Origin of the sequence: Cellvibrio sp. PSBB006, assembly GCF_002162135.1 — a bacterium.
Taxonomy (GTDB): Bacteria; Pseudomonadota; Gammaproteobacteria; order Pseudomonadales; family Cellvibrionaceae; genus Cellvibrio.
In genome coordinates this window covers 2,735,432-2,750,257 of sequence record NZ_CP021382.1, presented here as the reverse complement: position 1 = coordinate 2,750,257, position 14,826 = coordinate 2,735,432, and the positions used below count along the sequence as shown (strand labels likewise).

12 protein-coding genes are annotated in these 14,826 nt (G+C 49.4%); 10 read left to right on the top strand and 2 right to left on the bottom strand.

The features are described 5' to 3' along the window. Window positions 1-258: 258 nt before the first annotated feature. Window positions 259-1,716, bottom strand: coding sequence for a glycoside hydrolase family 28 protein (locus CBR65_RS11485; protein ID WP_198300721.1), 1,458 nt, complete (start codon window positions 1,714-1,716; stop codon window positions 259-261). A 767-nt stretch (window positions 1,717-2,483) separates the two neighbouring features. Between CBR65_RS11485 and CBR65_RS11480 the strand changes: the two genes are divergently transcribed. From CBR65_RS11480 to CBR65_RS11445, 8 genes are all read left to right on the top strand, one after another. Further along, the gene (locus CBR65_RS11480) at window positions 2,484-4,004 is read left to right on the top strand and encodes a UxaA family hydrolase (protein WP_087466975.1); all 1,521 of its coding nucleotides are present in this window, start codon (window positions 2,484-2,486) and stop codon (window positions 4,002-4,004) included. A gap of 400 nt (window positions 4,005-4,404) precedes the next feature. Continuing rightward, a complete protein-coding gene (locus CBR65_RS11475) occupies window positions 4,405-5,562 on the top strand; it encodes a Re/Si-specific NAD(P)(+) transhydrogenase subunit alpha (RefSeq protein WP_087466974.1) in 1,158 nt (385 codons plus the stop codon). Between the two features lie 8 nt (window positions 5,563-5,570). Beyond that, on the top strand, window positions 5,571-5,855 hold the full coding sequence (locus tag CBR65_RS11470; protein ID WP_087466973.1) for a proton-translocating transhydrogenase family protein: 285 nt from the start codon (window positions 5,571-5,573) through the stop codon (window positions 5,853-5,855). A gap of 27 nt (window positions 5,856-5,882) precedes the next feature. Further along, window positions 5,883-7,289, top strand: coding sequence for an NAD(P)(+) transhydrogenase (Re/Si-specific) subunit beta (locus CBR65_RS11465; protein ID WP_087466972.1), 1,407 nt, complete (start codon window positions 5,883-5,885; stop codon window positions 7,287-7,289). Between the two features lie 208 nt (window positions 7,290-7,497). After that, a complete protein-coding gene (locus CBR65_RS11460; protein WP_087466971.1) occupies window positions 7,498-8,520 on the top strand; it encodes a TRAP transporter substrate-binding protein in 1,023 nt (340 codons plus the stop codon). 66 nt (window positions 8,521-8,586) lie between these two features. Beyond that, complete coding sequence (locus tag CBR65_RS11455; protein WP_369825664.1) at window positions 8,587-9,048, top strand: TRAP transporter small permease; 462 nt, start codon at window positions 8,587-8,589, stop codon at window positions 9,046-9,048. A gap of 29 nt (window positions 9,049-9,077) precedes the next feature. Then, complete coding sequence (locus tag CBR65_RS11450; RefSeq protein WP_087466969.1) at window positions 9,078-10,376, top strand: TRAP transporter large permease; 1,299 nt, start codon at window positions 9,078-9,080, stop codon at window positions 10,374-10,376. Between the two features lie 33 nt (window positions 10,377-10,409). Beyond that, window positions 10,410-10,799 (top strand): VOC family protein, encoded by a 390-nt coding sequence (locus tag CBR65_RS11445; RefSeq protein WP_087469039.1) that lies wholly within the window; start codon window positions 10,410-10,412, stop codon window positions 10,797-10,799. Window positions 10,800-10,862: 63 nt separating this feature from the next. Here CBR65_RS11445 and CBR65_RS11440 read toward each other — a convergent pair whose 3' ends face one another. Beyond that, a complete protein-coding gene (locus CBR65_RS11440) occupies window positions 10,863-11,804 on the bottom strand; it encodes a sugar kinase (protein ID WP_087466968.1) in 942 nt (313 codons plus the stop codon). Between the two features lie 335 nt (window positions 11,805-12,139). Between CBR65_RS11440 and CBR65_RS11435 the strand changes: the two genes are divergently transcribed. Both CBR65_RS11435 and CBR65_RS11430 read left to right on the top strand, forming a co-directional pair. Beyond that, window positions 12,140-13,615 carry a mannitol dehydrogenase family protein gene (locus CBR65_RS11435; RefSeq protein WP_087469038.1) on the top strand — a complete coding sequence of 492 codons (1,476 nt, stop codon included), beginning with the start codon at window positions 12,140-12,142 and terminating at the stop codon, window positions 13,613-13,615. 79 nt (window positions 13,616-13,694) lie between these two features. After that, window positions 13,695-14,795, top strand: coding sequence for a pectinesterase family protein (locus CBR65_RS11430; protein WP_232461173.1), 1,101 nt, complete (start codon window positions 13,695-13,697; stop codon window positions 14,793-14,795). Window positions 14,796-14,826: the final 31 nt, after the last annotated feature.

Below are 14,826 nucleotides of genomic sequence, written 5' to 3'. Positions count from 1 at the left end.
TTTTCCCCTGTATATTATTTTGATGTATCACATCGAGCGTTGTGATGCCTTATGTTTGGTGGTGAATGAATTCAACACCTAACAATTCCTTCGAGAACAAGGCTTGTTATACAGAAGCCAGATGACGTATTTATAAAAACTTCTTCGTCATGCCACTTCAGTTTTGTTTTAGGTCCCTTGTCTTTTGTTATTAATTGCGACAAAAAATGAAAAGTTAGCTTTGAAAGCGATGGAATAAATAGAAAGTTTTATTGCACTCTAGCCGACTTTAAAAGTTTTGCCTTCTATCGTAACGTTTTGAGCGACAAAATTTTCAACGTGTTCGATATCACCAATTTCATCGACGGAAACAAACGTGTTGTTAATCATGCGCAGGTTGCGGATGGGCGCGCGTTCAAAACCGCGTACCTGGAATACGCGCTCGGCCTTTTGGCAAACGAGATTGCGAATTTCAATGTTGCGTACCGTGGGATCGAAGTCACCAGCGTCACCTTCTTCATAATGAAAGTCGATGACCAACGCATTTTTCACTTCGCCGATTTCGATGTTGCGAATATAGAAGTTTTCGATGATGCCGCCGCGCATGGAATTGGTCTTGATGCGGATGCCGCGCTCAAGATCAGGGCTACTCATCTGGCAGTTTTCAACGAAAATGTTGCGCGCCCCACCGGAAATTTCGCTGCCGATGACAACGCCACCGTGACCGCTGCGCATCTTGCAGCCAGTAATAAGAATATTTTCCGCAGGAGTGTTCAGACGACGACCGTCGTTGTTGCGACCGGATTTGATGGCGATGCAATCATCGCCGGTATCGAAATAACAATCTTCAATCACAACGTTTTTGCAGGATTCCGGATCACAGCCGTCGGAGTTAGGTCCGAGGCTGGCGCAGGTGACACCCTTGACGGTGACGCTTTCACACAGCACAGGGTTGATCAGCCAGAAAGGTGCACCAGTAATGGTGACGCCTTCAATCAATACATTTTCGCAACGGTAAGGTTGGAAAAAAGGCGGGCGCAGGTGAGCGCCGTCGGCATAAAGACGCTGCTCCGGTGGTACACCTTGTTCGGCTTCGGCAAATAATTTCGTTCGCCCTTCATCTTGGGTGGGATATCCGGGAAGCCCCCAGTTGGTGCCGCCGACCCAGGCGCCGCCTTTCCAGGGCCACCAGGTAGTACGGTTGGCTTGGCCATCCAGTGTGCCGCTGCCGGTCACAGCAATATTCTTTTGTTCGTAAGCGTAGATCAGCGGGGAATAACCCATCAGTTCCACACCTTCCCAGCGGGTAAAGACGGCGGGGAGATAATCTTTTGGATCAGTGCTGAAGAGAATTCTGCTCTCGGGTTCAAGGTGCAGATTCACATTGGACTTCAAATGGATCGGGCCGGTCAGGAAACGTCCTGCCGGTACGACGACGCGACCACCGCCGGCTTCGTGACATGCAGCAATGGCTTGCGCAAAGGCGACGCTATTGTTGGTCTTGCCATCATCAATCGCGCCGTAATCGCGAACATTGAATTGGCGATCAGGAAATGTTGGAACAATGGTTTGCTGACGAATAGTGGACGCCATCTCCCAAGCCTGGTGGTGCTGGGCATCACCAGAAACTTGGGGGGCGCTGGACTGCTGATCAAGAACGGCGCAACCAATAGCACTACCTGCGGTAGCCACCAAAAATGTACGACGACTGATCTTTGCGGGACGAAGCTCTCTCACCTGTCTCTCTCTTTTATATATTCGTTGAGCGTTGCGTGTTCGCTAACTTTCGAGTCAGTAATGATCGTGTTCAGGCACAGACAACTAACACTGCATCAATGAAGAAAATTATGGTTGATTTCCGTTCTGCCAAAACACCCTGCGGGTCAATTAAATTGTTTTAGTAAGCCTGGTGCGTAAATCGATTATTGGCAGAAGCGGCTATCCGGTTGATGTATTCATTGATGCCGTTTTTTCATTGTGTATTCCGCTGCCAGGAAAATCAATATCTTTTTAGTGTGAAATTTCTATTTTGTCACCTTTTATTAGTTTCCCTGTCACTAATTTTAAGGTGTAATCGGTTTCATGTAATTATTTTTATTCTTGTAAACGGTTACATATTGCGCCGAGAAAATGTTTTACCGTTTTCTTTACAAAAAAAGAGAATTTTTTTTCAAAACTTAGCGAAATAATTTGCTCCTAATAAAGCGAGGCGAGCGCGGACTCTGGTTGCGCCAGAGTGAATGATTTTGAGATTGACAGCGCTGTCATGCTGGACATAGTTTGTTTAACCGGAAATCAGGGGTTGAGATAACGCTGGCGTTCGTTATTGCGGGACTATTCCCATCGGTGATAGATTGAAATTGGTATTGACCGAATACCATTGCCGATATTTAGGCGCCGCAAGGCGCCTGTTTTTTTCTCTACAGTCGGTAACACTTCTCCTATAACAAAAATCATCTGGCGAATTTGTACAATCGACCGAAAACTCACCGTAGGTTGCAATCTTGAGCAGTATTATTCATTTACACGAACAGGATAATGTCGGTGTCAGCAAAGCCGCTTTACCTGCCGGAATTACCCTGATCGAAAATAATCTCACCTTGCGTGCCGATATCCCGGCGATGCACAAAGTCGCTTTGATGCCAATTGCCAAGGGCGAAGCTATTCTGAAATATGGCCAGGTGATTGGCTTTGCCAGCACTGACATTGCTGCCGGCGACCATGTCCACACCCATAATTGTGTGATGGGCGACCTCGAAAAAGATTATGGTTTTTGCCGCAATGCGGTGCCCACTGAATTTGTGGCGCCAGAACAGCGTGCAACCTTTAAAGGCTACCGTCGCGCTAACGGCAAAGTCGGAACACGCAATTACATCGGTATTCTCACCACCGTAAATTGCTCTGCGACCGTTGCCCGCGCCATCGCCCAACATTTCACTTTCTCGGGCGAACTCAAATCATTTCCCAATATTGATGGTGTCGTGGCGTTTACCCATGAAACGGGCTGCGGTATGCGCTCGGATGGTGAGGGATATGAAACCCTGCGTCGCACGTTTGATGGTTATGCGCGTCATCCGAATTTCGGTGGTGTGATGATGGTTGGGCTTGGCTGCGAAACCATGCAGGTTCAGCGTGTTATGGAAGAAAGCGGCCTGGCGGATACCAAAACTTTTTTTGCTTACACCATTCAGGAAGTGGGCGGTACGCGCATCGCTATTGAGAAAGGTATTGAAACCCTGCGCGCGATGCTGCCGCTGGTTAACGAGGCCAGACGTGAACCTGTTCCTGCCAGCGAGCTAACCTTGGCGGTTCAATGTGGTGGTTCGGATGCTTTCTCTGGTATCACCGCCAACCCGGCATTGGGTATTGCTGGCGATATCCTTGTGCGTCACGGCGGCACCGTTATTTATTCGGAAACGCCGGAAATTTTCGGTGCGGAGCATTTGCTGACCCAGCGCGCAGCAACCCCTGAATTGGCAGAAAAATTATTGGAGCGAATTCGTTGGTGGGAAGATTACACCGAGCGCAACGGTTTTGAATTGAATAACAATCCTTCGCCTGGCAATAAGGTCGGTGGATTGACGACGATTTTAGAAAAATCACTCGGCGCTCAAGCCAAAAGTGGTTCGACCCAGATGACTGGTGTGTACTTGTACGCGGAAGAAGTGAAAGAAAAAGGGCTGGTGTTTATGGATAGCCCTGGCTTCGATCCGGTATCCGTCACTGGCCAGGTGGCTTCCGGTGCTAACGTGGTGTGTTTTACCACCGGGCGCGGATCTGCTTTTGGTTTCAAGCCGGTTCCCAGTATCAAGTTGGCCAGCAATTCGCAATTATTTGAGCGAATGAAAGAAGATGTGGATATCAACTGCGGTGGCATTCTGGATGGTGAGTACACCTTGCAGGAGTGTGGAGAAAAAATCTTTGCCGACGTGCTTGCCGTTGCATCCGGTGAATCCACCAAAAGCGAATTGCTGGGTTACGGGGATAACGAATTTAATCCCTGGAAAATTGGTGCCGTTGTATAAGTAACTTATGCAGGTGAGTTGTGCGTCTCAACCGCGTCGCGATAATCATCATGCAGGGTTAGAAGAAAGGTCTCCGGCTGCTGCGCGATGCTCGCATCGTGCATAAATACAACCAACGCAACTGGAGATTGCGTTTTAGTGTTTTGCATCCACTAAAGCGTATTTAAACGCCGCACTGACGGTGAGAGAGAAGAGTCAGACCTTGATGTCTGACCATCATGAAAAAGCACAGATTGAGAAGTCAGCCAAGCCATTCCTGCTTATAGTGAATTGTTCTGAGCTGGCCCAATTTAAGTGCCATATTATAAAGGCGTGCTTGCTACAGAAAACTTCTTGTGATTTAACAGTCGCGAGAGGTATTTGTTTGCAATCAAAAGACCTACTTAGAGGGAAGTGTCCTATGAAGATCTCCATACCCAGGGAGCGTCGTGCCCACGAGCGTCGTGTGGCCGCAACACCAGAGACGGTGAAAAAATTTGTTGCCTTAGGTATTGATGTAGCTGTAGAAGCAGGTGCCGGTGAAGCAAGCCGGATTACTGATGCGGCTTATGAAGCCGCCGGTGCAAAAATAATTGGTGATCTCGCGCAGTTGTTGGCGGATGCCGATGTTGTCCTGAAAGTCCAGCGTCCCCTTTTGGCGGGCGAGGATGGTCCCAATGAGTTGGCGCTGATGAAACGCGGCGCACTGCTCATCGCTATTTTATCTCCCTATGCTGACCCCGACGCTATTCAGCAATATGCCACTGCCGGTGTAACGGCAATGGCATTGGAATTTGTGCCGCGTATTACACGCGCGCAAAGTATGGACGTGCTCAGTTCTCAAAGTAACCTGGCCGGCTATCGCGCCGTGTTGGAAGCGGTGAATGTTTATGACCGCGCCATGCCGATGATGATGACGGCGGCGGGTACGATTGCGCCGGCGCGCGTGATGGTATTGGGTGCGGGCGTTGCCGGGTTGCAAGCTATCGCGACGGCGAAACGACTCGGCGCGATTGTCAGTGCAACCGATGTGCGTGCCGCATCGAAAGAGCAAGTGGAAAGTCTCGGTGGCAAATTCGTCATGGTGGAAAGTGAAGAAGTGGCCAATGCAGAAACCGCCGGCGGTTACGCCAAAGAAATGAGTGACGACTACAAGCGTCGCCAGGCCGAGTTGGTGGCAGAAACCCTGAAGAAACAGGACATCGCGATTTGTACAGCGCTGATTCCTGGCCGCAAAGCGCCTACATTGATCAACGACGAAATGGTGCACAGCATGCGCCCCGGATCGGTGATTGTGGATCTGGCGGCAGAGCAGGGTGGTAATTGCACGCTGACCAAACCCGGTGAAGTTATTGAAATTAATGGTGTAACCATCATTGGTTTGTTCAATATTCCCAGCCGTCTATCTGCCGATGCCAGTGCGCTTTATGCCAAGAACCTGTTGAATTTCCTCACGCCCCTGGTGAACGCTGAAGAGAAAGCGCTTAACATCAATTGGCAAGATGAAATTGTTGCAGCGGCGACCTTGACGCGTGACGGTCAGGTGGTTCATCCCAACTTTCAGCCGGCGAATGCCTAGGGGGATTTATGGAAGCGAATTTCATTTCTCAATTATCGATCTTTGTGTTGGCAATATTTGTCGGTTACTACGTGGTGTGGAGTGTGACACCGGCGCTGCATACGCCCTTGATGGCGGTAACGAATGCGATCTCCAGTGTGATTATTGTCGGAGCTTTGATTGCTGTCGGGCCAGCAGAGATGAGTCTGTCCAAAGTCCTTGGCTTTGGTGCAATGGTGTTAGCTGCAATTAATATTTTTGGCGGCTTTACCGTGACGCATCGCATGCTTGCCATGTACAAAAAGAAAAAATAAATCCGCACATCATCATTGGGGAACATCATGACAGAATTACATGCAAACCTTACCTCGCTCGCCTATCTGGTAGCGGCGGTGTTGTTCATCATGGCGCTGCGCGGATTGTCTTCACCGGAGTCTTCCCGCGCTGGAAATTTTTACGGAATGATCGGGATGTTCATTGCTGTTGTAACAACAGTGTTGAGTCCCGAAGTTGATTCATACGGCTGGATTGTTATTGCGCTGGCGATCGGTGCGGTGATCGGTGTGATTACCGCACGACGTATTGCCATGACCGCGATGCCGCAATTGGTCGCCGCCTTTCACAGTCTTGTCGGTATGGCGGCGGTGCTGGTAGCTGGCGCGGCCTTCAGTAATCCGGCAGCCTTCGGGCTGTTGGATTCTGCCGGTGAAATCTTTATTGCCAGCCGTATCGAAATGGGCCTGGGTGTGGTCATTGGTGCGATCACGTTTTCGGGCTCCGTTATCGCGTTTACCAAGTTGCAAGGTTTGGTTTCCGGTGCACCCGTTTCTTTCAGTGGACAACATATCCTGAACGCGATAATCGGTTTGGTAATTATTGGACTGATTGTGTTTTTCTGCTTTGAGCAGGCGCCCTGGGTGTTCTGGAGTATGACTGCATTGGCTTTTGTGATTGGTGTGTTGCTGATTATTCCGATCGGCGGCGCAGACATGCCAGTGGTGGTTTCCATGCTCAACTCCTACTCCGGTTGGGCAGCGGCCGGTATCGGTTTTACCTTGCATAATGATGCGTTAATTGTTACTGGTGCACTAGTCGGCTCTTCCGGCGCAATTCTGTCTTACATCATGTGTAAGGGTATGAATCGTTCCTTCTTCAATGTTATCCTCGGCGGCTTTGGTGGCGATTCGGCGGCGGCCGGTGCCAGCGGTGGTGTCGATGATCGCCCGGTAAAACAGGGTAGCGCTGAAGATGCGGCGTTCATTATGAAGAATGCCGGTTCCGTCATTATCGTACCCGGTTATGGCATGGCAGTAGCGCAGGCGCAACACGCGTTGCGTGAGATGTGTGATGAACTGAAAAAAGCCGGTGTCAAAATCAGTTACGCGATTCACCCGGTTGCCGGCCGTATGCCGGGCCATATGAACGTGTTATTGGCAGAAGCGAACGTGCCTTACGATGAAGTGTTTGAGCTGGAAGACATCAACAATGAATTCCAGACCGCCGATGTGGCGTTTGTGATTGGTGCCAACGATGTGACCAACCCCGCTGCCAAGAGTGATCCGGCCAGTCCGATCTTCGGTATGCCGATCCTCGATGTGGAAAAAGCGCGCACTGTGCTCTTCGTTAAACGCAGTATGGCATCGGGTTACGCCGGTGTGCAGAATGAGTTGTTCTACAAGGACAACACCATGATGTTATTCGGTGATGCGAAAAAAATGGTGGAGACTATCGTCAGAAACCTGGATTGATTTTTGTTGTTCCCTGCAAAGTGCCTCCTCACCCGAGGCACTTTTGCTATCTGCGAAAATCCCCAAGGACATAACATAACTCAATACATAACTACAACAGCTGTGAGAACCGTATTCTCTCGGGTAAAACAACACAAAAATATTATAAGACGGCCATGTGCGTTGCGCACCATGAGCCAGAAAAGCAGTCAACACGAGAAAAACGATTATGGAAACTTTGTATCAACATCAACCAAGATATCAACCAAAAAAACGTTTGTTGCGCACCCTGGGTATTGTTTGTTTAACCGGCTTACTGATGAGTTGCGGCGTGAAAGATAACGTCAAAATTCTCAAGCTGGGTCATAACCTCGATCAAACCACCTCCGTTCATAAAGCCATGGTATTTATGGGTGAGCGCCTGCATGAATTGTCTGGCGGTACCATGCGTGTCGATGTATATCCCAGTGGGCAGTTAGGTTCCGAGCGTGAATTAATTGAGCTGCTGCAAGTGGGCAGCCTTGCCATGACCAAAGTCTCTGCCAGCCCGATGGAAGGTTTTGTGCCGGAGATGCGCATCTTCAGTATTCCTTACGTGTTTCGCAATGAAGAACATCTGTGGCGTTTTCTGGAAAGCGATGTTGGTAAAGGCATGCTTGCCAAAGGGGAAGACAAACGTTTGCGCGGCATCGGCTATTACGATGCCGGTAGCCGCAGTTTTTACAGTCAATGTGGCACCGGCAAACCAATTCGCACACCGTCAGATCTTTCCGGATTAAAAGTTCGCGTACAGGAAAGCCAGACTTCCGTGCGTATGATTCAAGCCTTGGGTGGCTCTGCAACGCCTATTTCCTGGGGTGAGCTTTATACGGCCTTGCAACAAGGTGTAGTGGATGCCGCCGAAAATAACCCGCCAAGCTTTTATCTCTCCAAGCACTTTGAAGTATGCAAATTATTTACGATTGATGAGCACACCTCTGTGCCGGATGTGATGTTGATCAGCAGTTATGTCTGGAGCACCCTCAGTGAACAGCAACAGATCTGGCTGCAGCAGGCGATGGATGAATCAGTCGATTTTCAGCGTGAACTCTGGGCACGGGATACACAGGAAGCTCTGGCCGCTGTACAAGCTGCCGGTGTCGAAGTGGTTTATCCGGATAAAACCCTGTTTCAGGAGCAGGTTAAAAGCATGCACGAGTCCTATCGTGGCGAACCTATCTATGACTTGATGCAACGCATCAACGACATGTAAGACATTGAGGACCTCACAATGCAAAGCGTATTAAAAAAACTGGATAGCGTGTTGGCCTTTATCCTCATGATACTGATGGCCACCATTGTTATTGATGTGACATGGCAGGTGCTCTCGCGTTTTATCGTCGGCAATCCCAGCTCCGTTACCGAAGAAATTGCACGCTTCCTGTTGATCTGGATCGGGCTTCTGGGTGCTGCTTATGCCTTTCGCATGCACTCGCATTTGGGACTGGATTTATTTACGGCAAAGATGGAGCCATCCCGCAGACACGCGGCGGAAATTTTCTCGCAAGTCATGAGTTTTATCTTTGCCGCCTGGGTGATGGTGTACGGCGGTATCAGTCTGGTGAAGTTGCAATTTGATCTCGGCCAAACCTCGGCGGCGTTGGAGATCAACATGGGTTATGTGTACAGCGTGATTCCGATTGCCGGTGTGCTGATTTGTATTTATGCCCTCGACAATATGTTCAGCGCAAAGGTCCGTGTAGGCGCCAGCGCCGACGCCGGCCAAAACCCCATTGATTAATAACCAGAAGAATAACGAGGCGAGAGATCATGGAAATTTCAATTTTAGTGTTATTGCTCAGCTTTGCCATTTTATTGGCAATGAATGTTCCCATTTCTATCAGTATTGGTATTGCGACCTTGCTGACGATGTTGTTTACCATTGATGCCGGGCCGGCTGTTGTCACCATTGCGCAACGTATGGCGAGTGGTATCAACAGTTTTGCGCTGCTGGCTATTCCATTTTTTATTCTGTCGGGCATCCTGATGGGGCGCGGTGGTATCGCGCATCGCCTGATTGAATTTGCCAAGGTGATGTTTGGCATGCTGCCCGGCGGTTTGGCTTTCGTGAATATCATCAGCTGTACCTTGTTCGGCGCTATCTCCGGTTCAGCTGTGGCTGCGACGTCGGCTATCGGTGGATTTATGGTGCCGGTGATGGAGAAAGAAGGTTACGACCGTGCCTTCAGTGGCGCTGTGACTGTGACCGCATCGACCACCGGTTTGTTGATTCCGCCGAGCAATATTCTTATCGTTTATTCGTTGGCCAGTGGCGGTGTTTCTATTGCGGCTTTGTTTATTGCCGGTTACTTGCCGGGCATTTTGTTGATGCTGGGCTTGATGGCAGTGTGCGGTTTTTATGCCAAAGCCAAAGGTTATCCGGTGGGTGAGCGTGTTGGTTTGCGTGATGCGGTCAAGAAAACCCTTGATGCAATTCCCAGCCTGCTGCTTATCGTGATTGTGATTGGCGGTATCATCGGCGGTTATGTCACCGCGACTGAGGCCAGTGTGATTGCGGTGCTTTATTCTTTGTTGCTGGCAGTGGTTTTTTATCGCGAAGTCAGTGTTAAAGAATTGCCGGAGATTCTGGTGAAATCGGTAGAGACTACCGCTATCGTGATGTTGTTGATCGGTACCTCTTCCGCCATGTCGTGGATTCTGTCTTACGAAAATATCCCGCAAAGTATCAGCGACGGTTTGATTGCGCTGAGTGATAACCCGGTGATTATCCTGTTGATCATCAACGTGATTTTGTTGATTGTTGGCATTTTTATGGACATGACGCCGGCGGTATTAATTTTTACACCGATTTTCCTGCCTGTCGTTACGGAGCTGGGGATGTCGCCGCTGCATTTCGGGATCATGATGGTGTTGAACCTGTGCATCGGTTTGTGTACGCCGCCGGTGGGCAGTGTGTTATTTGTGGGTTGCGGTATCGCCAAAACAACCATTGCGCAAATGGTTCGTCCGTTGCTGCCCATGTACGTGGCGATGTTTGCCGTGTTGCTGCTGGTAACTTATGTCCCCGCCATCAGTGAATGGTTGCCGCGCGCGTTTGATTTATATTAATGAATGATTGATGAGAAGCTGGTGGGTATACCGATGAAGATAGAACATTTTGCGTTTAATGTAGCTGACCCGATTGCTGTCGCCGAGTGGTACGTAACGCACATGGGAATGACCATTGCGCGCAAGATGGACGGTGGTCCCAACACCCATTTTCTTGCCGACAACAGTGGTCAGGTGATGATTGAAATTTATAACAATCCACCTGATCAGGTGCCGGATTATGCGAACATGAATCCGTTGATCCTCCATCTGGCTTTTGTGTGTGAGAACCCGGAAGAAAAACGTGCGGAGCTTGAAAAGGTCGGTGCGACCTTTGCGGAAGAAGTGCGCATCAAAGATGGTTCGCATTTGGTAATGATGCGTGACCCCTGGGGGCTGGCAATTCAATTGTGCAAACGCGGCGTGTCGATGTTAAAGGCGTGATGTAGAAAGGCTGATGTTAAAGTAGGTCGGATTAGCCAAAGGCGTAATCCGACACCAAAAAAACTAAGCGCGCAGCTCCTGCTCAAAAACAGCCTTATCAATAACGCCGCCGCGATAACGAATGATGATACCCGCACAGCGAGTGCCTTGTTTTGCTGCATCCGCTGCCGAAGCACCGTTTAACCGGGCAGCCAGATAGCCGGCATTGAAAGTATCGCCAGCGCCGGTGGTATCGATAATATCTTTCACGAGTGGAACAGGTACACGAACTTCCTGTCCATCCTGAATGATGATAGTGTCACTGGCACCACGTTTTAAAATCAACTCGTTAACCGCCGTTGTTTTATAGCGATCCACACAGCCTTGAACGGAGTCGTCACCCCACAACAGCAACTCATCGTCAAGTGTCAGCAAGGCAATATCGGTGAGTTGTAAAATAGCCAGCATGGCTTGTTGGGCTTCACTTTTATCGCGCCATAAGCGTGGACGAAAGTTGCTGTCGAATGCAATCTTGACGCCCGCCGTGCGCAATTGTTGTAAAGCCGTGAGCAGTATCTTGCGCGATGCTTCGCCGATAATGGCCAGCGTAATGCCGCTGAGATACACACAATCACAGGACTTCAATTGTGCAACCAGGTGTTCGGCTTGCTCGGCTGTTGAAAACAACTCGCGTGCTGGCGCCTCTTTACGCCAGTAAAAAAATTCGCGTTCGCCATCCGGTGTGTTGCGGATGATGTACAGGCCCGGTGAGCGACCCGGCAACTGATTGATCATATCGGTACCGATTTTTTCGTCGCTCATGCGTTGCAGGATTTGTTTGCTGTAAGGGTCGTCACCCAGCAAGGTAACATAATCGGTTTGTAGGCCAAGTCGGGCCATATAAACCGAAGTGTTGTAAGTGTCGCCTGCGTAAGATAAGGCCATCACTTCGCGTTTGTCAGTTGTGTTATTTGTGAAGGGGGATAATTCCACCATCACTTCACCTATTGCTGCTATATGTGCCATAGACATGTGCCTGTAAGTCGGGTGTATGTGAAGATCACATTCCGGGTTGATTTTTTGATGTGTCTCTCAATAGAACAATAGAAATTCTAAGTAGAAATTTCTTTTTGGTTATTAAAAACGGGTGGTATTTTTAATTTATTAAAGGGTATAAAAAACCGGAAAAAATCCGCGAAAATATAGCATCTCCGTTGCACATTTACCAGTTTCCCGCTATCGAAGGCTTGCCCGGATTCGCTATAATTAACGGCGTTACACACGCAAAAAATGTTGGTTTGAGAGAGCCGGCAGCAGCACCGTTACAGTTAAAAAAACAAATCAACCACGCAGGTATTAAGATGAACAGGCTGAATTCAGGCAACACCGGGCAATTACCTTCCGATGTACAGTTACCCCGCTATGATCGTGCGGCACTTAAACCAGGCATCGTGCATCTCGGCATAGGTGCGTTTCACCGTGCGCATCAAGCCTATTACACCGAGGCCGTGTTAAATCAATTGGGTGGCGACTGGGGAATTGTCGGTTGCAGCTTACGCTCCGCAAATGTGCGTGAACAATTGGCGCCGCAGGATAATCTCTACACACTGGTAGAGCGTTCGGGTGACGGTGAAAAATTGCAACTGATTGGCGCGGTGTTAAAAACCCTGGTTGGACCGGAAGATCCCGCTGCTTTGGTTGCCTTGATGTCTGATCCAGCCATTCGCATCGTATCGCTCACCATTACTGAAAAAGGTTACTGCCATGATCCGGCTACCGGTGACCTGAATCTGGCGCACCCGGATGTTATTCACGACCTCGCTAATCTGGATCGTCCGGTGTCAGCGATTGGTTATCTGGTAGCGGCCTTGCAACAACGTTTTCAGGCAGGCCATAAAAGTTTTACGGCATTAAGTTGTGACAACCTGCCGAATAATGGTGAGGTTCTGGCGAAAGTCGTCTGGCAATTTGCTGCGCAGATCTCAGCGGAATTGGCCGACTGGATTAAAGCCAATACCGCCTTCCCTTGCACTATGATTGATAGAATTGTGCCTGCAACCACGGATGATGATCGTCACGAAATTGAAGCGCGCCTGGGCTTGCGTGATGAAGGTATGGTGGTTGCAGAACCCTTTACCCAATGGGTGGTTGAGGACAAGTTTTCTGATGGTCGCCCGCAATGGGAAAAAGTCGGTGTGCAGTTGGTTGACGATGTGCATGTTTTTGAAAAAATAAAATTGCGCCTGCTTAATGGTTCCCATTCCACACTGGCTTACACAGGTTATTTGTCCGGTTTCAGCTATATCAGCGAAGTTATGAGTGAGCCGGCGTTCGTTAACATGATCAAGTTGTACATGGCGCGCGAGGCCGGTGAGACGGTCACCGCACCGGATGGTTTTGATATTGAATTCTACAAACAGCAATTGCGCGATCGTTTTTTCAATAAAGCACTTAAGCATCGCACCTGGCAAATCGCGATGGACGGTTCGCAGAAACTGCCCCAACGCTTGTTGGAAACCCTGCGCGAACAGTTAGCCGGTAATGGACATATTGATATTATTTGTCTGGCGGTAGCGGCCTGGATTCGTTACGTGTCTGGTGTGGATGAACAAGGCAATGCTATTGAAGTCTCCGATCCCCTGGCGAAAACCTTACGTCAGCTATGCGATGACAATGCGGGTAATCCATTGGCCATGGTTAAGGCGGTTACGTCGTTGTCGCAAGTGTTCGGTACTGATCTGGCTAAGGATACGCGTTTTATCGAAACAACCGCACTCTGGTTAACGCGCTTTTATGAGAAAGGTGTGTTGGCAACGATCAAGCATTACTTCGCTTGAGCGGGTTATCACTGATGTAACGACATCTTAACGGCGGCGCCTATACAGGTGTCGCCGTTTTTATTTGTGGAGAAAGCAAATGAAAAGTATAAAAAATTTACTGTGGCTGTTGTTGGCGATGCAATTATTGGCTTGTGCTCACCATCCCGATTTACCTTACGACGCTGTGGTCACCCATGATGCAGTATTGGCTGGCAAGCTGAAGCATTTTGCCAGTGTTCAGGCAGCGCTTGATGCTGCGCCCATGGAATCAACCTTGCCTTATAAGGTGTTTATCCAGCCCGGCAATTATTACGAGAAAATAGTTATCAACAAACCCAATATCCAACTGATTGGTGCGGGTATGGATAAGACCCGCTTATATTTTGATGCCTATTCCGGCCAGGTTTCAGAGCCGGGAAAAACCTGGGGAACCCGCGGCTCAGGTACGATAATTGTGCGTGCGACGGATGTGCAGTTTCACCAGTTAACGATCGAAAATACCTTTGATTTCGTCGCGAATGATGCATTGGAAAATGACGACCCACAAAAAATTCGCCACAGTCAGGCTGTGGCATTACATCTGGATAAAGGTAGTGATCGTGTGCTGGTGCGCAAGGTAAAACTGCTCGGCTATCAGGATACCTTGTTCGTCGATGCCGGGCGGTCCTGGTTTGATCAGAATATTATTGCCGGCAATGTGGATTTTATCTTCGGCGCCGGTAATGCGTTGTTCACGGACTCGGAGATCATCACCCGAATCCGCGGGCGCGACAGTATTCCCCACGCTTATGTCACGGCCCCGTCAACGCAGATTGTGGATGAATTCGGGTTAACATTTATTCGCTGCACATTGACTCGTGAGCCGGGTGTACCGGATAACTCTACGCCACTCGGGCGGCCCTGGCATCCCACAACAGATTTTCCTGACGGTCGCTATGCTGACCCCAAAGCTATCGGAAAAGCCGTGTTTATCGATACAAAAATGGATGCGCACATTACCCGCGATGGCTGGTATTGGATGGGTGGCACGACTCGCGACGGTGGCAAGGAACCGTTTATGCCGGAGGATGCGCGTTTCTTCGAGTATCAAAGTGATGGACCGGGCGCACATAAAAACGACAAGCGTCGCCAGTTAACCGCAACAGAAGTGAAAGTCTACACCTGGGAAAATATAATGGGAGATTGGCAGACGCCGTAACAGTAAAACCGGAGCGCCAGGGTGCGCTCCC